This window comes from Pseudomonas sp. CFBP 13719, assembly GCF_014842095.1.
In the GTDB taxonomy this organism is placed as follows: Bacteria; Pseudomonadota; Gammaproteobacteria; order Pseudomonadales; family Pseudomonadaceae; genus Aquipseudomonas.
The window spans coordinates 520,881-547,016 of record NZ_JACYVB010000003.1; the positions used below are offsets into that span (position 1 = coordinate 520,881).

General features: G+C 63.2%; 19 protein-coding genes. 3 read left to right on the plus strand and 16 right to left on the minus strand.

Annotated elements, in window-relative coordinates; translation table 11 throughout:
• Positions 1–415: 415 nt before the first annotated feature.
• The 13 genes from IFT57_RS12700 to IFT57_RS12760 all read right to left on the minus strand — a co-directional run bounded on the left by IFT57_RS12700 (position 416) and on the right by IFT57_RS12760 (position 20,372).
• A complete protein-coding gene (locus IFT57_RS12700; protein WP_192151618.1) occupies positions 416–1,162 on the minus strand; it encodes an SDR family oxidoreductase in 747 nt (248 codons plus the stop codon).
• A 27-nt stretch (positions 1,163–1,189) separates the two neighbouring features.
• Positions 1,190–3,280 (minus strand): putative bifunctional diguanylate cyclase/phosphodiesterase, encoded by a 2,091-nt coding sequence (locus IFT57_RS12705; RefSeq protein WP_192151619.1) that lies wholly within the window; start codon positions 3,278–3,280, stop codon positions 1,190–1,192.
• Between the two features lie 168 nt (positions 3,281–3,448).
• Complete coding sequence (locus IFT57_RS12710; protein ID WP_192151620.1) at positions 3,449–4,888, minus strand: efflux transporter outer membrane subunit; 1,440 nt, start codon at positions 4,886–4,888, stop codon at positions 3,449–3,451.
• Complete coding sequence (locus tag IFT57_RS12715; RefSeq protein WP_192151621.1) at positions 4,885–7,992, minus strand: efflux RND transporter permease subunit; 3,108 nt, start codon at positions 7,990–7,992, stop codon at positions 4,885–4,887. The genes IFT57_RS12710 and IFT57_RS12715 overlap by 4 nt, the downstream gene beginning before the upstream one ends.
• Positions 7,989–11,144, minus strand: a complete 3,156-nt coding sequence (locus tag IFT57_RS12720) for an MdtB/MuxB family multidrug efflux RND transporter permease subunit (RefSeq protein ID WP_192151622.1) — start codon at positions 11,142–11,144, stop codon at positions 7,989–7,991. Before IFT57_RS12720 ends, IFT57_RS12715 begins: the two co-directional genes overlap by 4 nt.
• Positions 11,141–12,439, minus strand: a complete 1,299-nt coding sequence (locus IFT57_RS12725) for an MdtA/MuxA family multidrug efflux RND transporter periplasmic adaptor subunit (protein ID WP_192151623.1) — start codon at positions 12,437–12,439, stop codon at positions 11,141–11,143. Before IFT57_RS12725 ends, IFT57_RS12720 begins: the two co-directional genes overlap by 4 nt.
• A 455-nt stretch (positions 12,440–12,894) precedes the next feature.
• Complete coding sequence (tpx, locus tag IFT57_RS12730; RefSeq protein WP_192151624.1) at positions 12,895–13,395, minus strand: thiol peroxidase; 501 nt, start codon at positions 13,393–13,395, stop codon at positions 12,895–12,897.
• Between the two features lie 126 nt (positions 13,396–13,521).
• On the minus strand, positions 13,522–13,785 hold the full coding sequence (locus IFT57_RS12735) for a DUF1652 domain-containing protein (protein WP_122715484.1): 264 nt from the start codon (positions 13,783–13,785) through the stop codon (positions 13,522–13,524).
• 252 nt (positions 13,786–14,037) lie between these two features.
• Positions 14,038–14,532: a hypothetical protein gene (locus IFT57_RS12740; RefSeq protein ID WP_122715485.1), complete on the minus strand. Its 495-nt coding sequence runs from the start codon at positions 14,530–14,532 to the stop codon at positions 14,038–14,040.
• Positions 14,533–14,620: 88 nt separating this feature from the next.
• Complete coding sequence (locus tag IFT57_RS12745) at positions 14,621–15,898, minus strand: serine/threonine transporter (protein ID WP_192151625.1); 1,278 nt, start codon at positions 15,896–15,898, stop codon at positions 14,621–14,623.
• A gap of 201 nt (positions 15,899–16,099) precedes the next feature.
• Positions 16,100–18,055, minus strand: a complete 1,956-nt coding sequence (locus tag IFT57_RS12750; RefSeq protein ID WP_192151626.1) for a putative bifunctional diguanylate cyclase/phosphodiesterase — start codon at positions 18,053–18,055, stop codon at positions 16,100–16,102.
• Positions 18,056–18,137: 82 nt separating this feature from the next.
• Positions 18,138–19,439: an NTP/NDP exchange transporter gene (locus IFT57_RS12755; protein ID WP_192151627.1), complete on the minus strand. Its 1,302-nt coding sequence runs from the start codon at positions 19,437–19,439 to the stop codon at positions 18,138–18,140.
• 12 nt (positions 19,440–19,451) lie between these two features.
• Complete coding sequence (locus IFT57_RS12760; protein WP_192151628.1) at positions 19,452–20,372, minus strand: aldo/keto reductase; 921 nt, start codon at positions 20,370–20,372, stop codon at positions 19,452–19,454.
• Positions 20,373–20,479: 107 nt separating this feature from the next.
• Between IFT57_RS12760 and IFT57_RS12765 the strand changes: the two genes are divergently transcribed.
• A complete protein-coding gene (locus tag IFT57_RS12765; protein WP_192151629.1) occupies positions 20,480–20,692 on the plus strand; it encodes a hypothetical protein in 213 nt (70 codons plus the stop codon).
• Here IFT57_RS12765 and IFT57_RS12770 read toward each other — a convergent pair whose 3' ends face one another.
• Together IFT57_RS12770 and IFT57_RS12775 are read right to left on the minus strand one after the other, a co-directional pair.
• Positions 20,693–21,631 carry a hypothetical protein gene (locus IFT57_RS12770; protein WP_192151630.1) on the minus strand — a complete coding sequence of 313 codons (939 nt, stop codon included), beginning with the start codon at positions 21,629–21,631 and terminating at the stop codon, positions 20,693–20,695.
• Between the two features lie 214 nt (positions 21,632–21,845).
• Positions 21,846–22,175 (minus strand): hypothetical protein, encoded by a 330-nt coding sequence (locus tag IFT57_RS12775; RefSeq protein WP_192151631.1) that lies wholly within the window; start codon positions 22,173–22,175, stop codon positions 21,846–21,848.
• Between the two features lie 127 nt (positions 22,176–22,302).
• Between IFT57_RS12775 and IFT57_RS12780 the strand changes: the two genes are divergently transcribed.
• Complete coding sequence (locus IFT57_RS12780) at positions 22,303–22,725, plus strand: DUF4174 domain-containing protein (protein ID WP_192151632.1); 423 nt, start codon at positions 22,303–22,305, stop codon at positions 22,723–22,725.
• A gap of 9 nt (positions 22,726–22,734) precedes the next feature.
• Here IFT57_RS12780 and hemB read toward each other — a convergent pair whose 3' ends face one another.
• Positions 22,735–23,709 carry a porphobilinogen synthase gene (hemB, locus tag IFT57_RS12785; RefSeq protein ID WP_192049271.1) on the minus strand — a complete coding sequence of 325 codons (975 nt, stop codon included), beginning with the start codon at positions 23,707–23,709 and terminating at the stop codon, positions 22,735–22,737.
• Positions 23,710–23,936: 227 nt separating this feature from the next.
• Here hemB and tkt point away from each other — a divergent pair, with 227 nt between their 5' ends.
• Positions 23,937–26,006: a transketolase gene (gene tkt / locus IFT57_RS12790; protein WP_192151633.1), complete on the plus strand. Its 2,070-nt coding sequence runs from the start codon at positions 23,937–23,939 to the stop codon at positions 26,004–26,006.
• Positions 26,007–26,136: the final 130 nt, after the last annotated feature.

Consider the following 26,136-nt stretch of genomic DNA (forward strand, 5'->3'; position numbering starts at 1 on the left):
GGTCCGCGGCCGCGAACCAGGCGCTGCGGTGTGTCAGGTGCACGGTGCCAACCCCTTCGCGGCCGATGACCGTTCCTACAGGAGGGGTAAGCGCAATGTCCGTAGGAGCGGTCCGTGGCCGCGAACCAGGCGCTGCGGTGTGTCAGCTACACGGCGCCAGCCTTTTCGCGGCCGATGACCGCTCCTACAGGAGGGGTAAGCGCAATCTCCGTAGGAGCGGTCCGTGGCCGCGAAGCAGGCGCTGCGGTGTGTCAGGTACACGGCGCCAGCATTTTCGCGGCCGATGACCGCTCCTACAGGAGGGGTAAGCGCAATCCCTGTAGGAGCGGTCTGTGACCGCGAACCAGGCGCCGCGGTGTGCCAGGTGCACGGTGCCAGTCCCTTCGCGGCCGATGACCGCTCCTACAAGGGGGGCTTACAAGCCGCCGCCGACATCCAGCAGGGCGCCGGTGGTGTAGCTGGCCTGGTCGCTCGCCAACCACATGATTGCCTGGGCGATTTCATCCGGCTGGCCACCGCGGCCCATGGGCACGGCACCTTCCTTGCGGGTGACCCGTCCGGGCTCGCCGCACAGGGCATGGAAGTCGGTGAAAATCATCCCGGGGCGAACCGCGTTGACCCGTATGCCCTCCCCGGCCACTTCTTTGGCCAATCCGACGGTGAAACTGTCGATGGCCCCCTTGGACGCCGCGTAGTCGATGTACTCGTCTGCGGACCCCAACCGAGCGGCGATCGAAGACACGTTGACGATCACCCCACCCTGGCCGCCATGCCGCCGCGACATCCGCCCTACCGCATGCTTGGCGCATAACATGGGGCCCAGCACGTTGGTCGTCATTACGCCAAGCAGGCGCTGCTCGGACATCTCGTCCAGCCGCGCCTTGGGCCCATTGGTGGCCGCGTTGTTGACCAGCGCAGTGACGCGGCCCAACTCGGCATCCACCTGGCTGAACAAACGGAACACGCCATCTTCACGACTGACGTCGGCACGCACTGCGATGGCCTGCACGCCCAGCGCCCGCACTTGCTGCAGCACATCCTGAGCGGCTGCGTCGTCGCTGCGATAATTGATGCAGACACGATAGCCCTGGCTGGCCGCAAGCAGCGCTGTCGCAGCACCGATGCCTCGACTGCCGCCTGTGATGACAATGACTTTTTCCATGAAATCCGTAACCTCCAAAGACCGGATTCAGGCGCGGCTGGCGCTCTTGATATGCCTGGACGCCTGAATGTCGTGCATGAAACGCTCGGCCGGAAGCGGATGGCCCAGCAGATAACCCTGCAGGGAATCACACCCCAAGCGTGTCAGAAACTGCTGTTGATTGCTGGTCTCGACCCCCTCGGCCACGATCCGCAGGCCCAACGCCTGACCCAGGGCAACGATCGCCGACACGATGGCGGCGTCGTCGCTGTCCTGCTCCAGGTCACGGACGAACCCACGGTCGATCTTCAGCTCGTTGGCCGGCAGCCGCTTGAGATACATGAGGCTCGAATAACCCGTGCCGAAATCGTCGATGGACAGATCGACCCCCATGTCGGAGAGCTGCTGCAGCACGTTCATGCTGGCATCGGCGTCGCTCATCGCCGTGGTCTCGGTGATTTCCAGAGTCAGGTTGGCCGCGTCGAGCCCGTGCCGATCCAGGGTGCTGGCCACGCCGCGCACCAGACCGGCATGGCCGAACTGCAAGGCGGAAAGATTGACCGCGATGCGCCAGTGCCCAAAGCCCTGATCGACCCACTCGCGCATCTGCCGACAGGCCTCGTCGAGCACCCAGCTGCCGATGTCGATGATCAGCCCGGTTTTCTCCGCAAGGTCGATGAAGGCGGCAGGCGCCAGCAGCCCCATTCGTGGGTGTTGCCAGCGCAGCAGCGCCTCGGCGCCGATCGGCTCGCCGCTGCGGGCATCGAACTTTGGCTGGTAGAACAGGCGCAACTGCTGCTCGGTGAGCGCCATGCGCAGTTCCTGCAGCAGCTGCAGTTGCTTGCGGGCATTGGTGTTCATCGAGCTTTCGAAGAAACTGTAGCCGTTCTTGCCGATGCTCTTGGCGTGGTACATGGCCGCGTCGGCATTCATCAGCAACTCGTTCTGATCGACTCCGTTGCCTGGGTACAGGGCAATACCGATGCTCGCCGAAATCTGCAATGTGTGCCCTGCCACCTCGAACGACTGGCCGATAAGATGCACCTGCTGCGCGGCGATACCCTTGGCATAGGCCGGTTCTTCCAGGCTCACCAGCAATACGAACTCGTCGCCGCCAATCCGCGCCAGGGTATCCTGGCCATGCAGGCTGCCACGCAGGCGCGAGCCCACGGCGCGCAGCAACTGGTCGCCCATGTGATGGCCGAAGGCGTCGTTGACGGGCTTGAAGCCATCCAGATCGATGAACATCACTGCCAGGTAGCCGCCGACGGCATCGACCTGGCTGATCGCCTGGCCAATGCGGTCGGCCAGCAGTATGCGGTTGGGCAGCCCGGTCAGGTTGTCGTGCAAGGCCAACTGAGTCAGTTCCTGGTTCGCCAGGGTCAGTGAGTTGGCCAGTGCCGAAGTACGCGACTCCATGCGCGCGTCGAGTACCGAAGTCAGCAGGGTCATGCCCAACACCGCCAGGGTGGTCACCAGCACCAAATAGTCGAGGCCGTCGCCGGTCAGGCCGTTCAGGGCACCGCCGCAGACGCTGCCCGCCGGGAATTCAGCCGCAGCCATGCCGGTGTAGTGCATGCCGACGATGGCGATGCCCATTACTACCGACGCCCCGGCCCGGGCCAGGCGCACGTTCGGACGGTTGCGGCGCAGACGGAAGGCGATCCACAACGCCGCGCCGGAAGCGCCGGCGGCAATCGCCAGCGACGCGACGAACAGCGCAGGGTCGTAGACGATGCCTGGCTGCATCTGCAGCGCGGCCATGCCGGTGTAGTGCATGCTGCTGATACCGGCGCCCATGATCAAGGCACCAACGGCCAGTTGCGGCCCCGGCAGCTGCGGCTGGCTGACCAGCCACAAGGCAAAGCCTGAACTGAGCACCGCGATGAGCAGCGAAGCAGCCGTGAGGCCGAGGTCATAGCCCAGCTGGATCGGCAGTTCGAAAGCGAGCATGCCGATGAAATGCATCGACCACACGCCGATGCCCATGGCCAGCGCCCCGCCGCTCATCCATAGATAGACAGCCCGGCCCTGCGCCGTGGCGATACGTCCGACCAGATCAAGCGCGGTGTACGACGCCAGGATGGCGACACACAGCGATACGACGACAAGAGCGGAAGAATAAGTACCAATTAGCATCGATATCTCGACAAGGCCGTGCGAGGTTTCAAAGGGTAACGTGACACTGCGCAGCCATCCTGTAGCAGCGGCGCAAGCCGCGTCACGCACGGTGCGGTGAATCCGACGGAAAGCGTCAACCATTGACGCGGCTTGCGCCGCAGCTACAGGCGATCGCGTTGCGAGCAGCTATTGTGCCGGTTCCTGCCAGCCGCCGCCCAGCGCCGCGATCAACTGCACGCTGGCGACCAGCCGACTCTGCATCAACGTCAATACGCTGCGTTCGTTGCTCAACGCCGTGGCCTGCACGTTGACTACATCAAGATAGCCAATCAGCCCGGCTTTGTATTGGTTGGATGTCAGTCGCAACGACTCTCGCGCCGCCTGCAGCGCTTCGTTGCGCACCGAGGCCTCTTCATCGAACACTTTCAACTGGCTCATGTAGTCTTCCACTTCGCGAAAGCCATCGAGCACCGTCTGCCGGTACTGCGCGACGGTCTGGTCATAGGCCGCCTCGCTGCGGTCCACTTCGGCCGCCCGCTGCCCGCCGTCGAACAGGGTCATCGCCAACTGCGGGCCGACCGACCAGAAGCGGTTGGGCAACGATACCCAATTGCTGAAACTGCTGCTGCTGTAGCCGCCCGCCAGACTCAGGGTCAGGTCGGGAAAATAGGCCGTCTTGGCCACGCCGATCTCCGCATTGGCGGCCATCACCGAGCGCTCGGCGGCGGCAATGTCGGGACGTCGCTCCAGCAGTTGCGACGGCAACGCCAGGGGAATGGCCGGCAACGGCGGAATGTCGGTACTGGCGGCCAGGCTGAATTCAGAGGGCGCCATGCCGATCAGCACGGCGATTGCGTTCTCCAGCTGCGCCCGCTGCCAGACCAGATCGATCAGGTCGGCCTGGGTCGATTTCAGCTGGGTTTGCGCGAGGAACACCGCATCCTTGCCGGAAATACCCGCGCGGTATTGATTCTGGGTCAGGTCGAGCGAGCGCTGATACGCCTGCACTGTCGCCTCGAGCAGGCGCTTCTGCTCATCGATCACGCGCAACTGCAGGTAGTTCTGCACCAGTTCCGACTGCAGGCTCAGGCGCATCACCGCCAGATCCGCCAGGCTGGCCTGGGCGCTGGCGCGGTCGGCTTCCAGCCCGCGGCGCAGTTTGCCCCAGATGTCGGCTTCCCAGCTCACGCCCAGCTGCGTGTTGTAGGTGTCGCGGATACCACTGCTGGATTGGCTCAGGCTCGAACCGCTGCTGCCGGTGCCCTGGCTGGAGCGGGTCTTGCCGGCGCTCAGATCGAAGGTGGGAAACAGCGCGCCGCGGGTGCTGCGGACCAGCGCCTGGGCCTGCCGGTATTGCGCTTCGTACTGGGCAACGGTCTGGTTGGAACGGTTGAGCCTGACCACCAGCGCATCGAGCTGGCGGTCACCGTACAGTTCCCACCAGGCGCCGCGCGCCAGGGCATCGCTGGGGTTGGCCTGACGCCAGCCATCGGCCTGCTTGAATGCCACCGGCGTGGCGATCGTGGGGCGTTGGTAGTCCGGGCCCAGGGTGCAGGCACCCAGCATCAGGCTGCACAGCGCCACACTGGCAAGGCGCGAGACGCGCGGAAAAACGGAATCGGTCATAGCGGAGTGTCCAGAGCGGCATCGGTACGCACGCCGCGCCACGTGTTGAAGCGGTGGCGCAGGCGGTCCAGATAGAGGTAGACCACCGGAGTGGTGTAAAGCGTGAGGATCTGGCTGAACACCAGGCCGCCGATGATGGTCAGGCCCAGCGGCCGGCGCATCTCGGCACCGGCGGCGGTGCTGAACATCAATGGCAGTGCGCCGAGAATGGCCGCCATGGTCGTCATGAGGATGGGGCGCAGGCGCAGCAGGCACGCGCGGCGGATCGACTCGGCCGGGCCCAGCCCCTCGTTGCGCTCGAGCTGCAGCGCCAGGTCGATCATCATGATGGCGTTCTTCTTCACCACGCCGATCAACAGGAACAGGCCCAGCAGCGAGATCAGGCTGAACTGGCCACCGGTGAGGTAGATGCTCAAAAGCGCGCCCACCCCCGCCGAGGGCAAGGTCGACAAGATGGTCAGCGGATGAATGTAGCTTTCGTACAGAATGCCGAGCACCAGATAGACCGCGACCAGCGCGCCGAGAATCATGAACGGCTGGCTCTTCTGCGCCGCCGCGAAGGCATCGCCGGTGCCGGCGACCTTGACGATGATGTCTTCGGGCAGGCCGACTCGCACCAGGGCCCGCTCGATCAACGGCGTGGCGACGTCCAGGGTCACCCCGTTGACCAGGTCGAAGGAGATGCTTTCCGAGGCGAACTGCCCTTCATGGCTGACACTGTCGTCGGCCAGGCTGTTTTCGTAGTGGGCGATGCTCGACAGGGGTACGCGCTTGTTGTCCATGGTGATCACCTGCACCTGCTCCAGGGTGATCGGGTCCTGGGCGTACCTGGGGTTGATTTCCATCACCACCTTGTACTGGTTGAGGCTGTCGTAGATGGTGGAAATCTGCCGCTGGCTGTAGGCGTTGTTGAGCACTGAGGTCACAGTACTCATGTCGATGCCCAGGCGCTTGGCCTTGTCGCGGTCGACGATCAGCGTCACCTGCGCGGCGCCACGCCCTTCGCGCGCATCGATGGCGGTCAGTTCCGGCAGTGCGCGGAAGGCCGCGACGATTTTCGGGTACCAGGTGCGCAAGGCCGACAGATCACCGCTCTGGATGATGTACGAATACTGCGAGGTGCTCTGCTCGCGTGCGCCGCCGAACTGCAGGTCCTGGTCGGCCATCAGCATCAGGCGGCCGCCGGGCACCTTGGGCAGTTCCTTGCGCAGCCGTTCGATGACCTGCTGCGCGTTGATCTTGCGCACTTCGATCGGCTTAAGGCGAACCAGAATGGTCGCGTTGTTGCTGCCGTTGTTGCCGCCAATGAAACCGGCCACGCTGTCGACCGCAGGGTCGGCAAGCAGCGCGCGGCGATAGGTTTCCATCTTCGGCTGCATGACCGAGAACGACAGGCCGTCGTCGCCACGCACGAAGCCGATCAACTGGCCGGTATCCTGTTGCGGCATGAAGGTCTTGGGCACCACCACGTAAAGTGCCACGTTGCCGATGATGGTCAGCAACAGGCTGAGCAGGGTCAGTCGACGATGACGCAGGACCCAGCCCAGGCTGCGGTCGTAGCCGGCGACCATGCGCTGATTGATGCGGTTGCTCAGGCGTTGCAGGCGGTTGTCGTGTTCGGGCCGGTGCGGCTTCAGCCAGCGCGCACAGAGCATGGGGGTCAGAGTCAGAGAAACGAACAGCGAAACCACGATGGCCACGGCCAGGGTGATCGAGAACTCGCGGAACAGGCTCTCGATGATGCCGCCGATGAACAGGATCGAGAGGAACACCGCCACCAGCGAGACGTTCATCGACAGCAGGGTGAAGCCCACTTCCTGAGTGCCCAGGTAGGCTGCGCGCAGCGGCGGCACGCCGTCGTCGATGTGCCGGGAAATGTTCTCGAGCACCACGATGGCATCGTCCACCACCAGCCCGGTTGCCAGGATCAGCGCCATCAACGACAGGTTGTTGAGCGAGAAACCCCACAGGTACATGATCGCGAACGTGCCGACCAGCGACACCGGAACGGCCAGGGTGGGAATCAGCGAGGCGCGAAAATTGCCCAGAAACAGAAACACCACCAATACCACCAGCACCACGGCGATGAGCAGCGTCATCTCGGCCTCGTGCAGGGTGGCAGTGATCACCGGCGAACGATCCATGGCGATGTTCAGCTCGACGCTTTCCGGCAACAGCGCTTCCAGGGCAGGCAGCTGTTCCTTGATCTGGCTGACGGTCTGGATGATGTTGGCGCCAGCCTGGCGGTTGATCACCAGCAGCACGGCCGAGTTGTCGTTGTAGAACCCACTGTTGTAGCGATCTTCCACACCATCGGTGACCTTGGCCACATTGCTCAGGCGCAGCACCGATCCGTCCTGGTAGCGAATGATCAGCGGCTTGTAGTCGTCGGCCTTGTCCAGTTGATCGTTGGCCTGCACCTGCCACTGCCGCTCGCCGTCCTCGACGAAACCGATGGGTCGGCGCACATTGGTGCCGTCGATGGCCGTGCGCACGTCATCGAGAGAAACGTTGTACTGGTTGAGCAACTGCGGTTCGAGCTCGATGCGCACTGCGGGCAGCGAACTGCCGCCGATCTGCACTTCCCCTACCCCAGGCACCTGGGACAGGCTTTGCGACAGGATGGTCGAGGCCAGGTCATAGAGCTTGCCCTTCTCCAGTACATTGGAGGTCAGCGACAGGACCATGACCGGGGCTTGCGAAGGGTTGATCTTCTTGTAGGTCGGCATGCTGCGCATGCCGCTGGGCAACAGGTTGCGCGACGCGTTGATCGCCGCCTGCACTTCACGGGCCGCACCGTTGATGTCGCGGTCGAGGTCGAACTGGAGAATGACCCGGGTCGAGCCCTGGCTCGACCGGCTGCTCATGGTGGTCACGCCCGGGATGGCGCCGAACGAGCGTTCCAGGGGCGTGGCCACGGTCGAGGCCATGACCTCGGGGCTGGCACCGGACAGGTTGGCCGAGACCACGATGACCGGAAAGTCCATGCTGGGCAGCGGCGACACCGGCAGCAGGCTGAAGCTGACCCCGCCCAGCAGCATGATCGCCACGCTCATCAGGAAGGTCGCCACCGGGCGACGGATGAAAGGTCCGGACAGGTTCATGATTCAGCCTGTTCCACGACGGCCGGCTGGCGACCCCAACGCCGCCCCAGACGGTCGAAGTAAAGGTAAATGACCGGGGTGGTGAACAGCGTCAACACCTGACTGACCAGCAGCCCGCCGACCATCACCAGCCCCAGTGGCTGACGCAGCTCCGCACCCGAGCCGCTGGCCAGCATCAGCGGTACCGCACCGAACAGCGCGGCCATCGTCGTCATCAGAATCGGTCGGAAACGCAGCAGCGCGGCCTGATAGATCGCGGTTTCCGGATCCAGGCCCTGATTGCGTTCGGCTTCCAGGGCGAAGTCGATCATCATGATCGCGTTTTTCTTGACGATGCCGATCAACAGGATGATGCCGATGATGGCGATCATGCCCAGGTCGTTGCCGCTGATGAGCAACGCCAGCAGGGCCCCCACCGCCGCCGAAGGCAGGGTCGAAAGAATCGTGATGGGGTGGATGTAGCTCTCGTAGAGCACACCCAGCACGATGTACATGGTGACGATGGCCGCCAGTACCAGCAGCAAGGTGCTCTGCAGCGACGCCTGGAAGGCCTCCGCTGCACCCTGGAACTGGGTCTGCACGCCCAGTGGCATGCCGATGTCGCGCTGCACCTGCTCGATCACGTCGACCGCCTTGCCCAGGGCCACGCCCTCGGCCAGATTGAACGACATCATCACCGCCGGAAACTGACCGATGTGCGCGATCGCCAGCTGTGCCTGACGCTGCTCGATGTGCGCCAGGCTGGACAGACGCACCTGGGTGCCGCTGGTCGCCGTGGTGTCGCTGTCGGCGGTCTGGTTGGTGGTACCGGTGCCGTTGACACTGGCCTTGACGTAGATCTGCTCCAGCGCCTGCGGCCCCAAAGTGCTGGCATCGGTGGCCTGCAGCACCACTCGGTATTGGCTGGACTGGGTGTAGATGGTGGAGATCTGCCGTTGGCCGAAGGCGTCGTACAGCGCATCGGTGATATCGGCGACGTCCACTCCGACCCGCTTGGCGGCATCGCGGTCGATCACCAGGTACACCTGCAAGCCTTTGTCCTGCAGGTCGCTGGCCACATCGGTGAGCTCGGGGCGCTGCTTCAGGGCGTCCACCAGGCGTGCGCTCCAGATGGCGAGCAGATCGGCGTCCGGCGACGACAGGCTGAACTGGTACTGGGTGCGGCTGACCCGGTCTTCGATGGTCAGGTCCTGCACGGGCTGCATGAACAGACGCATGCCCAGCAGTTTGTCGACCTCCGGCTGCAGGCGCGCGATGATCTGACTGGCCGTGAGGTCGCGCTCGCCATGGGGTTTGAGGTTGATCAGCAGCCGGCCGCTGTTGAGCGTGGCGTTGTCGCCGTCCACGCCGATGTAGGAAGACAGGCTGGAGACGGCTGGATCCTGCAGGATGATCTTGGCCAGGGCTTGCTGGCGTTCGCTCATGGCCTGGAAGGAAATGGATTGCGGGGCTTCGGAAATGCCCTGGATGACCCCAGTGTCCTGCACCGGGAAAAACCCCTTGGGCACCACCAGGTACAGCAGCACCGTCAGGCCCAGGGTGGCCACCGCCACCAGCAGGGTCAGCGGCTGGTGGCGCAGGACCCAGCGCAGGCCGCCCGCGTAGCGCGCGATCAACCAGTCGATCCAGGCACCGCTGGCCTTGTAGAAGCGGCCCTGTTCCTCTTCCTTCGGTTCGCGCTTGAGCAGGCGCGCGCACATCATCGGCGTCAGGGTCAGCGAGACCACCAGGGAGATGAGGATGGCCACTGCCAGGGTAATGGCGAATTCGCGGAACAGGCGCCCCACCACATCGGCCATGAACAGCAGCGGGATCAGCACCGCGATCAACGAGAACGTCAGCGACAACAGGGTGAAGCTGATCTGCCGCGCGCCCTTGAGCGCGGCCTGCATCGGCGTCTCGCCTTCTTCGATGTGGCGCGATATGTTTTCCAGCATGACGATAGCGTCGTCGACCACGAAGCCGGTGGCCACGGTCAGCGCCATCAGCGTCAGGTTGTTGATGGAGAACCCGGCCAGGTACATCACGCCGAAGGTGCCCACCAGCGACAGCGGCACGGCGATGGACGGAATCAGGGTGGCACTGAAGCGACGCAGGAACAGGAAGGTGACCATCACCACCAGCGCGATGGCAATGAGCAGTTCGTGCTGCACGTCGGTGACCGAGGCGCGGATGGTCTGGGTGCGGTCGGTCAGCACCGTGACGTCGAGCCCGGCCGGCATGGTGTCGGTGATCGTTGGCAGCAGTGCCTTGATCCGGTCCACCACGTCGATGACGTTGGCGCCCGGCTGGCGCTGGATGTTGAGCAATACGGCCTGGTTCTGATTGGCCCAGGCGGCCAGCCGCTCGTTCTCGGCGCCATCGACGATCTGCGCGACGTCGCGCAGGCGCAGCGGACCGCCGTTGTTGTACGCGAGGATCAGATTGGCGTATTCCTCGGGGGAACGCAGTTGGTCGTTGGCGTCGAGCATCGACACGCGCGTGGGGCCATCGAAGTTACCCTTTGGCTGATTGACGTTGGAGGCGCCGATCAAGGTGCGCACGTCGGACAGGTTCAGGCCATTAGCCGCCAGCGCTTCAGGGTTGACCTTGATGCGCACCGCTTGGCGCTGCCCTCCGGCGATGCTGACCATGCCCACGCCGCTGATCTGGGCGATCTTCTGCGCCATGCGCGTATCGACCAGATCGTTGAGCTTGGGCAGCGGCATGGTCTTGGAGCTGATGGCAATGGTCAGCACCGGGGTGTCAGCCGGGTTGACCTTGTTGTACACCGGCGGCGCCGGCAGGTCGGACGGCAACAGGTTGCTCGCCGCATTGATTGCCGCCTGCACCTGCTGCTCGGCGACGTCCATGTTGATTTCCAGGCTGAAGCGCAGGGTCAGCACCGACGCGCCGCCCGAGCTGGTCGAGGCCATCTGAGTCAGGCCGGGCATCTGCCCGAACTGGCGTTCGAGCGGCGCGGTGACCGCGCTGGTCATCACCTGCGGGCTGGCGCCGGGATAGAGCGTCATGACCCGGATCGTCGGGTAATCGACCTGCGGCAGGGCCGACACTGGCAGCAAGCGATAGGCAAGCACGCCTGCCAGAACGATGGCGAGCATGGTCAGCGTCGTTGCGACAGGGCGCAGGATGAACAGCCGCGAGATGTTCATGCGCCGGTCTTGCCGGTCGCACCGGGAACGGCGGCGCCATCCTGGCCCTGCAGATGCTGCCCGGGCGAGGTCGGCACCTTGGCGCTGTCATCGACCACTTCGACACGGCTACCGTCGCGCAGGCGGTCGGTGCCTTCGAGCACCACCCGGTCGCCTTGCGCCAGGCCTTGTTCCACTACGGTGTTGGTGCCATCGGTGGCGCCCACTTTGAGCTGACGGATCTTGACCTTGTCGTTGCCATCCATGGCATAGACGAAGGTGCCGTCGACGCCGTATTGAACGGCCGCCGAGGGCGCCAGTACCACGCCCTTGAGGGTATCGGACAGCAACCGCACGTTGACGAACTGGTTGGGGAACAGGGCTTCGTCCTGGTTCTCGAAACGGGCCTTGAACTTCAGCGTCCCGGTGGTGGTGTCGATCTGGTTGTCCAGGCTGCCGAGCACACCGGTAGCCTGTTTGCGCGTGTCGCCTCGGTCCCAGGCCTCCACTGCCAGTTTCGCGCCGCTGCGATAGCGCGCCAGCACCGGGGTGAGCTGGCTTTCAGGAAGGGTGAAGGCCACGGTGATCGGCTGCACCTGAGTGATCACCACCAGCGCATTGGTGTCGTTGGCGGCCACCAGGTTGCCTATGTCCAGCTGGCGCAAGCCCAGACGGCCGGCAATGGGCGCGCGGATGCGGGTGAAGTCCAGGTTGAGCTTGGCGTCGTTGACCGCCGCCTGGTTGGTCTGGATCGTCCCCTGGTATTGGCCCACCAATGCCTGCTGGGTGTCCAGGGTCTGGCGGGCAATGCTGTCTTCGGCGAACAGGCCCTTGTAACGCTGCAGGTCGATCTGCGCGTTCTTCAGCTGTGCCTGGTTCTGCGCCAGCGTGCCTTGGGCTTGCTGCAGGGCGATTTCATAGCTGCGCGGGTCGATTTCGGCCAGCAGGTCGCCGGCCTTGACTCGCTGCCCTTCCTGGAAGTTGACCTTGATCAGTTCGCCTGCGACACGGCTGCGCACATTCACGGTATTGGTCGCTGTCACCGTACCCAAAGCTTTGTAATACACCGGGAAGTCGCCGGTGATCACCTCGGCGACACGCACCGGGGTGGGCTCGGCCGAGCCACCGAAGCCGGGCCGCGGAGCGCTTGCGTTGCGCCCGGCGCTGGCAGGTGCGGAGGCGGCGCCATTTTCCGGAGTTTTCTTGGTCGGCCAGAACCACCAGCACAACACGGCGACAACCACCACCATCAACAGGCCGTACAGCCAGCGACGCGATTTACGGGGACCTGGGGACTGCATTGAATGATCGACCATTGTGCGGGTGGGCTTCTACTTTGAGGAGGCTGAACGATAAGGAGTCGGCATGCATAAGCAAAGCGCCTTTACGGGCAATTTACCTTGGCAGGGAATGAAACGCCCAGTAGCAGCGGCGCGAGCCGCGTCACGACCGACGCAGAAGAATCTGACCCCGCGCGGTGCCGCCGGACGCGGCTTGCGCCGCTGCTACAGGTACATCGCAACCTGCGTGCCGGCCAATGCCGCGCCGGACGCGGCTTGCGCCGCTGCTACAGCTGCATCGTAACCTGCGTGCCGGCCAATGCGACGCCGGACGCGGCTTGCGCCGCTGCTACAGGTGCATCGTAGCCTGCGTGCCGGCCAATGCGGCGCCGGACGCGGCTTGCGCCGTTGCTACAGATGCGCCGCAACCCCTGTAGCAGCGGCGCGAGCCGCGTCCGGGGTCGCTGCGGGCTGTCAGGTACTGCAACGGATCACTTCAGGACAGCGAGGGCGGCCTCGTAATTGGGCTCCTGGCCGATTTCCGGGACCAGTTCGCTGTGCAGCACCTTATCGTTCTCGTCGAGGACCACGACCGCGCGTGCGGTCAGACCCTTGAGCGCACCGTCGGCAATGTCGACGCCATAGGCATGATGGAATTCATGGGCGCGAAAAGTCGACAGGTTCTGGACGTTTTCCAGGCCTTCGGCGCCACAGAAGCGTGCCTGGGCGAACGGCAGGTCGGCAGAGATGCAGAGGATGGCGGTATTGGCCAGGTCGTTGGCCTGGGCGTTGAACTTGCGAACGGACGTCGCGCAGGTCGGGGTATCGATGCTTGGGAAAATGTTCAGCACCTTGCGCTTGCCGGCCAGGCTTTGCAAAGTGATATCGGCCAGACCACCGCCGACCAGGGTGAAGTCCGGCGCCTGGGAGCCGACCTGGGGAAGCTCGCCACTGACGTTGATCGCGTTGCCTTTGTGCGTCACTTGAGCCATGAGCCTTGTCCTTTTTCGGGATTGAGAAAGGGCAAAGTTAACCATGAAAAGTGACGCACGGCCTATGCGTAGATTGAAAATAAGTGTTCCGGCCGGGCTACGATCCGGTTGATCCGAAAACAGCGCTCAACCGGCTCTGGCGTGGACCTCTCCCGTTGCCGGGCGTGGCTGCTCTCGCAGTTCGAGGACCAGCCTGGCGCGTTCGCGGGCGCTGGTGACTCGATCAAAGGGAATGTCCGCCTTGAAAAGCTCGACCTGGTCTGTCTGCGGATTCATCAGCTTGACGCACAGCGATTGATCGCTGGTCAATGTGCACACGCATTTCTGCGGCAGAAACGCCTGCTCGACGATACTGCGCAGCTCCAGCGCGCTGAGTCCTGGGGGAAGCATGGTCTATCTCCTGTAGAGCCTGTGATCGGCGTCCTACCCGCGGCGGACTAGGCCTCGGGACTACAGAACAGTTCGCGTTCCAAGAGATATATACCTGCACTCGCGTGGGTGCAACGGGAGTTTGCAGTTCGCCGAAGAATCAGCGTAACCCGCTGAAACTCAAGAAAATAAAATAGTTGTACAGAAATTTCAAAGAAGCGTTTCAGCATCCCGAAAACCCTACAACGCCTGCCGTCGACAGCGCAGCGCCGCTCAGTCGCGTGGCTTGGGAATCAGCCCCTGAAGCTGCTGGGCGAAGAAACCGGCGTCCAGCACGTTGGATTCTGCCTCCTTGGTGCCACGTTCCTTGCGCCAGTACCAGGCGCCATCGGCCGAGTCCTTGACTATGGAAATGCTGCCGTGGCGATCCGAGGTCAGGCCCGCGACGGCGATCACCATCGCCCCACCCTGCCCCATGACCTGTGGTACCAGCTCGACTCGACGCTGAGCAAGAATGATTGCCAGTGATTCACTGATGAAAGGCGAGTGCTCGCTGGGGTAGGTGCTGCTGGTAGCGACCCAGGGCGAACGTTCGATCGCCAGCAGTTGCCGGTCGGTAAGGGCCGCCAGCCAAGTCTCGATCTGGCCGAACAGCGCCTGGATGCTGTCTTGCCAGTGCTGGCATTGGTCCTTGAACGCCTGTTGCAGGCGTTGCTGGGCTGCGGCGTGTTCCTTGAGCATGTCAGCCAGTTGCTGTACTTCGTCCATCGCGACCACCTCGGTGCGCGCCCGCCCTGGGCATGCCGTAAATCGGCAGCCGCAGGTCGAGCATCGAGGGTCAGTGTAACAGGCTTGGTCACGCGCTCAGCGAATAGACCAGGGCCGAAATGGCCACCAGGCCGACCAGCGTCACGAATACGTTGGACGTGTGCCCGGCATACTTGCGCATGGCTGGTACACGACGGATCGCGTACATCGGCATGAGGAACAGCAACGCCGCAATGACCGGCCCGCCGAAGCTCTCGATCATGCGCACGATGTTCGGATTGAGCGTGGCCACAAGCCAGCAGACCAGCAACATGAACAGTGCGGTAAAGCGATCCAGGGCCTTGGCATTGGGTCGACGGCCGGACTTCAGGACCAGGCCCTTGATGCCTTCGCTCGCGCCGATGTAGTGCCCCAGGAACGACTTGGCGATGGCCACGATAGCGATCAGCGGCGCAGCGAACGCGATCACCGGATTGCTGAAGTGATTGGCCAGGTAGGACAGGATCGAAAGGTTCTGCGCCTTGGCCTCGGCCAGTTGCTCGGGGGACAGGGTCAGCACGCAACTGAACACGAAGAACAGCACCAGCACCACCATCAGCCCATGGGCACGCGCCAGGATCTGGCTGCTGCGCTGGTCGGCGTGCTCGCCGTAGCGGCGTTTCTGGTCCACGGCGAAGGCAGAGATGATCGGCGAATGGTTGAAGGAAAATACCATCACCGGGATCGCCAGCCACAGGGTATGGATCAGTGCACCGGGTGCGGGCAAGTCCCCGGCGGTCGCCAGGATGCCACCATTCCAATGCGGAATCAGGTACAGCGCCAGCAACACCAGCGCGACGATGAACGGATAGACCATCAGGCTCATCGCCTTGACGATGAACCGTTCACCGCAGCGCACCACGATCAACAGACCGAGAATCAGCACCAGCGCCAGCACCGCCCGTGGCGGCGTATCCATGTGCAACTGATGCTCCATGAAACTACCGACGGTATTGGTCAGGCCCACGCTGTAGATCAGCAGGATCGGAAAAATGGCGAAGAAATAGAGCAGGGTTATCAACGCCCCTGCCGTGAGGCCGAAGTGCTCCTCGACGACATCGGTGATATCGGTACCGGCGCGGCCGGAAAGCACGAAGCGGGTCAGGCCCTGATGCGCGTAGTAGGTCATCGGGAAAGCCAGCACGGCAAGGATGACCAGCGGCCAGAAGCCGCCGAGGCCAGCGTTGATCGGCAGAAACAAGGTACCGGCGCCGATCGCGGTGCCGAACAGGCCCAGCATCCAGGTGGTGTCGTGGCGGCTCCAGGGAGTCAGGGTGGCGGGCGCCTGGGCGTATCGTGGGTCGAGGCTGTTGGCCTGCTCGTTCATCCGGTCGAATCTCCGCTTGCCTGTGTTCAATCGATGGCCGGGAGCGGGAAAAACGTGCAGCTGGCAGCGCCCCGGCCTTGAAAAGGGGCGTGATTGTCCAAGATTGTGCAAGGAAAGCAAAGGGTTACTCGAGCAACGGTCCGCCGATGCCTGCGCGCCGGGCGCAACTGCACTGCCTGCGCCGGCGCGGCAGCGGCGGTCTTAGCGCGGGATGGGCTGCGCCAGCCAGCTCTCGGTGTCCTGTGCAGACATGGGCCGGGCGAAGTAATAGCCCTGGACGAACCGGCAACCCAGCGCGGCCAGCGCATGGGCTTCCTCACGGGTTTCGACACCTTCGAAGATGCAATCCAGATCCATATCCTGGGTCAGGGCGAGCAGCGATTTGACGATCTTGTAACTGGCCGGTTTCTCGTGCAGGCGGGCGACAAAGCTGCGGTCCACCTTGAGCTTGGTCAAGGCCAGTGCATGCAAATGGCTGAGGCTGGAATAGCCGGTGCCAAAATCGTCCAGCGATATACCACAGCCCAGCCCTCGCAGCGTCGCGATCGCGTCCTGAACCAGATCCAGATCCTGCAGGGTCGCCGTTTCGGTGATCTCCAGATCGACCCGACCGGGGTCGAACAGGCCGCTGGCCAACAGCTTGACGATGGCCTGCACGGCCACGGGAGAACCGCAGTCGTGGGCCGACAGGTTGAAGGACAGACGAATCGGCGCCGGCCAGGCTGACGCGCCCTGCAGCGCCTTGGCCAGCAGTGGCAGGGTCAGGCGGTTGATCATGCCGCTGCGTTCGGCGACCGGAATGAATTGCCCGGGCGGCACCGGCCCCAACTCCGCGCTCTGCCAGCGCGCCAGGGCTTCGAAGGCCACGGTGGCACCGGTCTGCAACTCGACGATGGGCTGGAAGGCGACGCTGAACTCGCGATCCAGATCGGCGCGACGCAGCGCCTGCTCGGTGAGGATTGCGCTCTGCAACTGCTTTCTGTGCAGCAGCGAGAACAGCGACATGTGGCCGACCACATGACGCTTGCTGTGATACAGCGCGTAATCGGCGTATTCGAAAAGCTCGTGTGCATTCGTGGCGAGGTCCGGAAACGTGGCCACGCCCATGGAAGCACCGACCTGGATCGGCACGTCGACCAACAGGTAGGGCTTGCCCAGTTCAACGCAAATGCGCTCGGCAAATGCAGAAATCTGCAGGTTCTCGCCGCAATCGGGCAGGATCAATGCGAACTCGTCGCCGCCCAGGCGCGCGACGTGAACGCCGTCCGGCAGCAAGGCAGCCAGGCGTGCACCGACTTCGGCCAACAGGCGGTCGCCGACGCTGTGCCCGTAGAGGTCGTTGACCGGTTTGAAGCCGTCGAGATCGAGAATGCCTACGCCCAGCCGTTGCCCCTGCTCCCCTGCCTGGGTCAGACAAGTGTCCAGACAGTTGAAAAACCATCGACGATTGGGCAGCCCGGTCAGGCTGTCCTTGTTCGCCAGCAGGAAGTTCTCGTCGCTCAGCGCCTCGCTGTGCGCCTGGGCGTTCACCAGCCCGGTGAAGTTGCGGTAGTTGTTCTGCAGCACCACCAGCATGATGCCCGTGACCAGCATCACGTTGACGCTGGTGGCGATGAATGTCGGGTTATCGGTGGAAGCGAAAAAGGCAATGAACGCGACGTTGACCACGGCCGCGGTCATCAGAGCGGCCGAGCGCAGGTGCATGAGGCAAAAAATGCAGCCGATCACCGTGATGGCCATGTAGAAGGCCACATGGGCCTTGGCATAGCTGTCGCCATAGGGAAACAGCGCCAGCGCCCAAACGGTGAACCCGATGGCCACGACACAACAGATGCGGTTGGTCCGCGCCAGCGCCTGGGCGACTTCGACGTCGTCGGGTTGCTGCTGCCAACCGCGGCGCCAGGCCAACGCCCGCACCAGGCTGATGATGGTCAATACCAACGGTATGTGCACGGTCATCCACACGGGCGAGCTGGCCATATGAGTGAAGGCCAGCGCCCAGCTGTTGATCAGCAGAATGAAGTACATCAGGGGAATCTGCCTGGCCAGGGCCTGGTACTGGGCCGCCAGCAGACGCGAATTGCCTTGAGGTACGCTGCACAACCGTTTGATCAGCGCGAACAGGCCGGTGCAGGTGAAGCGTCTGGTCGTAGACATCATGTCCGAACGTATAGGTGTAATCAGAAGTTTTCGGCCGAACTCAGTTTTACTGTAGCCAACGGTGCGTCATCGAGGCGGTTTATTTGCGAGGGTCGGCAGGTTCGGCAGAGGCAGCGTCCGCTTTGCCACCCAGGTACCAGCCCACCACCCCCCACAGCGCAGCGCACGCGGCGCCTACCAGTGCGATCAGCACAACGCCTTGCCCCAGCAGGTCAAGCAGGCTTTTCACCCAGCCGCTGACCGCATCGCCGCCACGGTAGACCACCGTGTCGATGAAGTTTTTCGCCTTGTATTTGGTTTCCGCGTCCAATGGCGCGAAGAGCATTTCGCGACCAGGGCGCACGAATGCGTATTCGCCGATGCGACGCGCGATCATCAGCCCCGCGAGCATGGCGAACCCTGGCGCCAGGGCCAATCCAACGAAGCCCAGGCAGACCAGAGCGGGCACCAGCGCCAGCAAGGTCTTCACGCCCAACCGCTGGGCCAGTCGCCCGGTGATGAACAGCTGTGCAGTGAGCGCACCGGCCTGGACCACGAAGTCGATGATTCCGAATACCCGCACCTGTTCTTCACGACTGGGAAAACGTTCGGCGACCAGACGTGCCTGCTCGAAATAGAGAAAGGTGCTGACCGTGGCCAACAGCACGACGAACGCGCAGACGCCCAGCAGGTAGCGCGATTGCAGCACACGCGTCAGCCCACTGAACGGGTTGCCGGCCACCGGCCTGCGTGGACTCTCGGCGTGGGCGGCACCCGGCCGCCCTGCCCCGTGCTCGGCCCGCCAGCTCATCAGCCGGTGCTTGAGCACGATCGCCACGCCGAGCAGTGCTGCGGCCAGCATCGACAGCCCGCTGGCACCGATGGCGCCGACCAGCAGCGCGCTCATGGCCGGGCCTGCCAAGCCGCCGACGCTGGCTCCGGCGGCGATGAAGGCGAACAGGCGCTTGGCCTGGGCGCCATCGAACACATCGGCCATCAGGCTCCACGCCACCGAGATGACGAACAGGTTGTAGACCGAAATCCATACGTAGAACACCCTCGCCAGCCAGATGCCTTGCTCGGCAGCGGCGAAGGCGGCGGCAAACAGCAAAAGATTGGCGGCGAAGAAGCCATACACCCAGTCGATGTAGTGAAGTCTGGCTACCCTCGAGTTGAGCCAGCCGAACAGCGGCACGGCCACCAACATGGCCACGAAGGTGGCCGTGAACAGCCATTGCAGGTTGTCCACACCGCCTTGGATGCCCATGGATTCGCGGATCGGCCGGAGCATGAAATAGCCGCAGAACAGGCAGAAAAACAACGCGAACGCGGCCAGCGCTGCCTGTCCTTCATCGGGTCGGGCATTGATCGCCTGGCGCAGACGCGCACCGACGCGGGTCATGGACGACGCACCTCAGGTGAATTCGGCTGCAATGCGTTGCAACTGCCTGGCATCGGGCAGGCGTCCCTGGCCGGCCAACAGGTTATCTAGCACGTAGCGCGGCTGCGAGGTTGCAGGGATGACCGTGGTGACCGCAGGATTGGCCAGCACGAACTTGAGCATCAATTGGGCCCATGAGCTGGCATCCAGTTCGGCTGCTGCCCACTCGGGCAGCGCGCGGCCCTTGACCTTGGCGAACAGCCTGCCTGCTTCGAACGTACGGTTGATCAAGGTGGCGATACCGTGCTCTGCGCAGTACGGCAACAACGTACGCTCGGCATTGCGCGCGCCTATCGAGTAGTTGATTTGAACGAAGTCGACCGGCTCCTTCTGCAGCACGGCCAGCAGCTCGTCGTGGGCCGATTCCACGTAATGCGTGACGCCTATGTAGCGAATGCGACCCTGGGCCTTGAGTTCACGCAGCAATGCCAGTTGGGTCCGGGTGTCCTGCAGGTTGTGAACCTGAATGAGGTCGATCTTGTCGGTCTGCAGGGCCTTGAAACTGGCTTCGATCTGGCGCATGCCAGCCTCGCGGCCGGTCGACGACACCTTGGTTGCAAGAAACACCCTCTCGCGAACGCCGGCCTGGCTTACCAGATCGCCAGTGACCTGCTCGGCCCGACCATAGCTGGGCGCTGTGTCGATGACGCTGGCGCCACCCTCGACAAAGGCCCTCAGGACGTCGCGCAGCGGCGCCATGCCAGCTGAAGCGGGGTCGACGTTGAAGGTTTGCGAGGTGCCCAGGCCGATGGCGGGAAGCAGCTCGCCCGATGCAGGAATCTTGCGCTGCAGCAGCGGCTGTGCGGCGAATGCCAGGGGTGACATGAGCGAGCCACAGCTCGCGGCAGCGCCCAACAAGGCGGAGTACTGGACAAACTGGCGGCGAGTTGGCATGGAGCAGCTCCTTACGGTTTTCACGCGATTCAGGAAGACACTTCCCACGAAGATGGCAGACCCCAGTATGGCCACGCCCACCGGATTCAGGGCGACAGCGATGATAAATGAAACATCAGGACAACAATTTTTTCGATCGCGACTTCGCCTGCCAACGCGCCCAAACGACACGCCCCCGGGCAATCGAATTGCGCCGGGGGCGTTTTGTGGTCATGCAACTGCTGGATGGATCAGTGCATGAACAGCGCGATCAAGATGATGATCGGGATAGGCACACCGAGGAAAAACAAGAGAATCGAGCGCATGGTAGTACTCCTTGATCAGCGAATCGAAGTAGGTGCGTGGGTGCGGGTGCGGTCGCGTTCATGCCAGACCACGGCATCACGACTGCGGCCACCGAAGGTCGCCGCGAAGCTGGCGAAGAACGCGCCGCAGAGCAAGGCAACGAACGTCCACAGCGCAGTGGCGGCAGCGACTTTCTTGGCGGTATCGGCTGCCTGGCGCGCGGCCATCTCAGCGTCTTCGACCGACTTCAACGCCTGACCGTAGACCTGATCGACGCGCTGCTCGGCCTGAGCCTGAGTCAGGTTGGTACGCTGGCTGACCAGTTGCGCCAGATAGGCACGGTCTTCACCGGCAAGCTGGCCATCGTTGCTCACGGTACGGGCGAAGATGCGGGTCACCACGGCATGGGCCGCGTCATCGCTGACTGCTACCGGGCGGTTGTCGCGGAACAGCATGTCGACGAAATAGCCGTAGGGGTCGCTGGCGTTGTCATTCGCCGAACTGCCGGCTGCCACAGCGGCACCGGAGGCAACGCTGGCGCCGGCCTGCACGCCGCCGCCAATCGCACTGCCGACCGAACCCAACACCAGCATCGCGGTGACCAGCGAGGCCACTGCCCAGGCCAGGAACCCGTGCGCGGTGTCGCGAAAGTACACTTCGTCGCCATGCATGTTGGCCCATTTCACCCGCAAACGACCGGCCAGATAGCCGCCCATTCCAGAGGCGACGATTTGCGTGAATGTCAGCCAGATTACCGTGGAGACGCCCAGGGTCGTGGCGCTGACCCCTTTGTCGGCCCAGGGTGATATGGCCGAGAATCCTAGGCCGAAGCCCAGCACGACCAGGATCATCGACAAGGCGGCAGCGCCCGCCGCACCGGCGAAGATCGCGGCCCAGGAAACACCAGAGTGATTGGAACTGTCCGTGGCAGTGGACAGCGCGGCAGGAGGAAGGTGGTCAGCAGGGGTCATCATTATTGTCGTGCTCCTAGCAGGTTCAACGTGTGTGATCGCTCACTTAATGCTTGCAGGGAACACAATGCACCACGCGTGCCACGCCAATTAAAAACAATAACGTTTTAAATCATAAGGTTACGATATAAAGCTAGACACAAGCTCATGCAATATGCCCGAACCGTCAATGGCTGACCGGGCTTTCTGCATTGTTTGGAAACGCAAATAAAGTTGACTAAAGCTCGGTGGTATTTTTCTGCTGCGCAGGATAGAACTCGCCTTCCATGTTCTGCTTATCCAGCGCAGTCCGCAGCCTCGCCTCTACGGCCGAAACGGCGGAATTATGGGCTATGTCAGGAATGACCAGCCACAGACGCTGCAGATTCTGCTCGTGGGTGCCCTCGCTAAGCATGTCGTGGCTGACCGCCGGCCTTCCACGCCACAAACACAGGGTGTCGAGCTCGCTTTCAGCGCTGAAAGTGCACGCCGGGCCCGCCAGCCAGATCTCACTGACGGCGCGCAGGTTGGTTTGTTCGATGTCGTGATGCTGGATTCTAAGTGGCATTGCATTACCCATTGCGCAGGAGCGATACGGCTTGGAACCCATCGCGCATGCCCAAGTTCTACCGGGAATATCATTGTCGAAAATGCCAAGGTCGAGCCAAACCCTGCTCATCGAACGGAGGTTGAACATGAAAGTACTGATCGCAGCCATGGCGCTGGGTGCATCGCTGGCCCACGCCAGCGACGGCAACCCGCTGACTGCCGAGCGCTGGCACAACCGTCCACTGATCGTCATCGCCCCTGATGCCCGCGATGCCACGCTGATCGACCTGCGTGCAGCGCTGGCCAGACCGGACAACCGCGAAGCATTCGTTGAACGCGAGATGGTGCTCTACGAAATCGTCGCCGGCCAGGCCAGCCGCAATGGCCAGCCAATCGGCACGGAGGCCAGCGCGGCGCTGCTGCGCGCCGTCGGCCACACGGCCGACGCCACCGGCCGGGTGGTGCTGGTGGGCAAGGACGGTGGCATCAAGGTCGACCAGCCAGGGCCGGTCGATCCGCAGGCGTTGTTCAGTACCATCGACCGCATGCCGATGCGCCAGGGTCAGTGAATCGCCGACTCAGATGCCTTCGCGGGCGATGTCCATGGCGAAGTAAGTGAAGATCAGATCAGCACCGGCGCGCTTGATCGCGCCCAGGCTCTCGCGGACGATACGCTGCTCGTCGACTGCGCCCGCCTGGCCGGCGAACTTGATCATCGCGTATTCGCCACTGACCTGATAGGCCGCCAGGGGCAGGCGCGATGCCTCGCGAATATCGCGAATGATGTCCAGATACGCCCCTGCAGGCTTGACCATCAAGGCGTCGGCGCCCTCCTGCTCGTCGAGCAGCGATTCACGCACGGCTTCGCGACGGTTCATGGGGTTCATCTGATAGGTCTTGCGGTCCCCCTTGAGCGCCGTGCCGCCGGCTTCGCGGAACGGCCCGTAGAACGAGGAGGCGAATTTGGTCGAATAGGCCATGATCGACGTGTCGAAGAAACCGGCCTCGTCCAGTGCGCTGCGGATCGCCTGCACCTGGCCGTCCATGGCCGCCGACGGCGAAATGAAATCGGCCCCGGCGCGCGCCGCAACCACGGCCTGCTTGCCAAGGTTGATCAAGGTCGCGTCGTTGTCGACATGCTCACCGTGGAGCACCCCGCAGTGACCGTGTGAGGTGTACTCGCAGAAACAGGTATCGGCCATGACCACCATCTCTGGCACCGTGTCCTTGCAGATACGGGCAATGCGCGCCACCAGGCCGTTTTCGTTCCAGGTGTCGCTGCCATCGGCGTCGAGGTGGTGGGATACACCGAACGTCATCACCGATTTGATGCCAGCACGCGCGTAGCGCTCGATCTCGCCCGCAAGCCTGGACTCAGGGATGCGCATGACTCCCGGCATGCTGTTGATGGGCACGAAGTCATCGATCTCTTCTTCGACGAAAATCGGCAGCACCAGGTCGCCAAGATTGAATTCGGCTTCCTGGAACAGATCGCGGAAAGAAGCGTTGCGGCGCAGGCGGCGCGGCCTGGCGGAAGGAAACTGGCTGGGCATCATGGATTCCACTGATAAGGGCATACGGCATCGAACGCGCAAGCTTAGGCCCGGACACGGGCACCGGGCAAACCGGATTTCGATAAAGCTGCTTTGCACGACGGGTAACAATTGGCCGACGTGCAGCGCACCAGCATGCAACGCAACTTACCCGACCGCATGAGGGTCAACCCTGACGACATCTTCACCGCGATTTCCTCGCGAACTCAATGTGGGATCGAATCGACATGCCAAATCAAGTTTCCAATCCAGCCTCTTCCACCGCCACCGACCAGCTGTGCATCAATACCTTGCGCACGCTGGCCATGGATGCCGTGCAGAAGGCCAATTCCGGTCATCCCGGTACGCCCATGGCCCTGGCACCGGTGGGCTACACCCTGTGGAGCCGCTTCCTGCGCTACCACCCCGAGCATCCCGACTGGCCCAATCGCGACCGGTTCGTGCTCTCCGCCGGCCATGCTTCCATGCTGCTCTACGGTCTGTTGCACCTGGCGGGCGTCGAAGAAATCGACGAGCACGGGACCAAGACCGGCCAGCCTGCGGTCAGCCTCGACGACATCAAGCAGTTTCGCCAGATGGACTCGAAGACCCCGGGGCATCCCGAATACCGTTTCACCACCGGTGTCGAGACCACCACCGGGCCGCTTGGTCAAGGTTGCGCCAACAGTGTAGGCATGGCCATGGCGCAGCACTGGCTTGCGTCGCGCTTCAATCGCGACGACCTGAAGCTGTTCGACTACAACGTCTACGCGATCTGCGGCGACGGCGACATGATGGAGGGCGTCAGCAGCGAGGCCGCGTCAATGGCCGGCCATTTGAAGCTGGCCAACCTGTGCTGGATCTACGACAACAACACCATCAGCATCGAAGGCCATACCGAACTGGCGTTCAGCGAAGACGTGCTGACCCGGTTCAAGGGCTACGGCTGGAACACCTTGCACGTAACCGATGCCAACGATACCGAGGCGCTGGCCAAGGCCTTCGAGCAGTTCACCCAGAACCGCGACGCGCCGACCTTGATCATGGTCGACAGCGTGATCGGCTACGGCGCGCCGAACAAGCAGAACACCGCCGCTGCCCATGGTGAAGCGCTGGGTGACGACGAGATCAAGCTGGCCAAGAAAGCCTACGGCTGGGATGAAAACAGCAGCTTCTCGGTGCCTGACAGCGTGGCCCATCACCTGCGTGACACCTTGCTGAGCAGCCATGGTGAACGCCATGCGCAGTGGCAGCAGCAGTTGCAGACACTTGCCGAGCGCGAACCCGAGCTGGCCGAGGAACTGCGGCGCATGCGTGCCGGGGAGATGCCCGAGGGGTGGCAGGCCGAGCTGGAAGCCTTCGACACCGACGCCAAAGGTGTGGCGACACGTGCCGCAGGCGGCAAGGTGCTGAATGCGTTCGCGAAGAAGATTCCCTGGCTGCTGGGCGGTTCGGCCGACCTGTCGCCCTCGACCAAGACCAACCTGACTTTCGACGGTGCCGGCAGTTTCTCGGCCACCCAGCCCGGCGGCCGCAACCTGCACTTCGGCATCCGCGAGCACGCCATGGGCGCGATCGCCAATGGCCTGGCGCTGTGCTACATCCGTCCTTACACCTCGACTTTTCTGGTGTTCAGCGACTACATGAAACCGCCGATTCGTTTGGCGGCAATCATGGAGCTGCCGGTGGTGTTCGTCTTCACCCACGACTCCATCGGTGTTGGTGAGGACGGCCCGACCCATCAGCCCATCGAACACCTGACCCAGCTACGCGCTACGCCGGGGCTGCTGACGCTGCGCCCAGGCGATGCCAACGAAACCACTCAGGCGTGGAAGATTGCCTTGGCACAGACCGATCGGCCGTCGTGCATCGTCCTGTCGCGCCAGCCCATGGCGACCCTGGATCGCCAGCGCTTCGGCAGTGCCGAGGGTGTCGCCCGTGGTGGCTATGTGTTGGCCGACAGCGAAGATCCACAGGTGATTCTGATCGCCACTGGCAGTGAAGTGGGCCTTGCCGTGCAAGCCTATGAGCAGTTGCATGAGCACGGTATCGCGGCGCGTGTGGTCAGCCTGCCGTGCTGGGAGCTGTTCGAGGAGCAGGATGCGCAGTACCGCGAGCAGGTGCTGCCGGCCGCCGTGACTGCGCGCGTGGCCATCGAACAGGCCGGGCCGCTGGGTTGGGATCGGTACGTAGGGAGTACCGGTGCGAAGGTGGTGATGAACAGCTTCGGGGCCTCGGCGCCAATCGACAAGCTGCAGGCCAAGTTCGGCTTTACCGTGGAAAATGTGGTGAAGCTGGCGAAAGAGCAGATCGGCTAGCCCCATCTCGGCGGCACGGTGAATCTGGAACTCCGCGGCGTTGCTTTCGCGGCCGCTGACCGCTCCTACGGTATCAGGCTTCCGTGTAGGAGCGGTCTTTGGCCGCGAAAAGGGCGGCGCAGTCCATCGG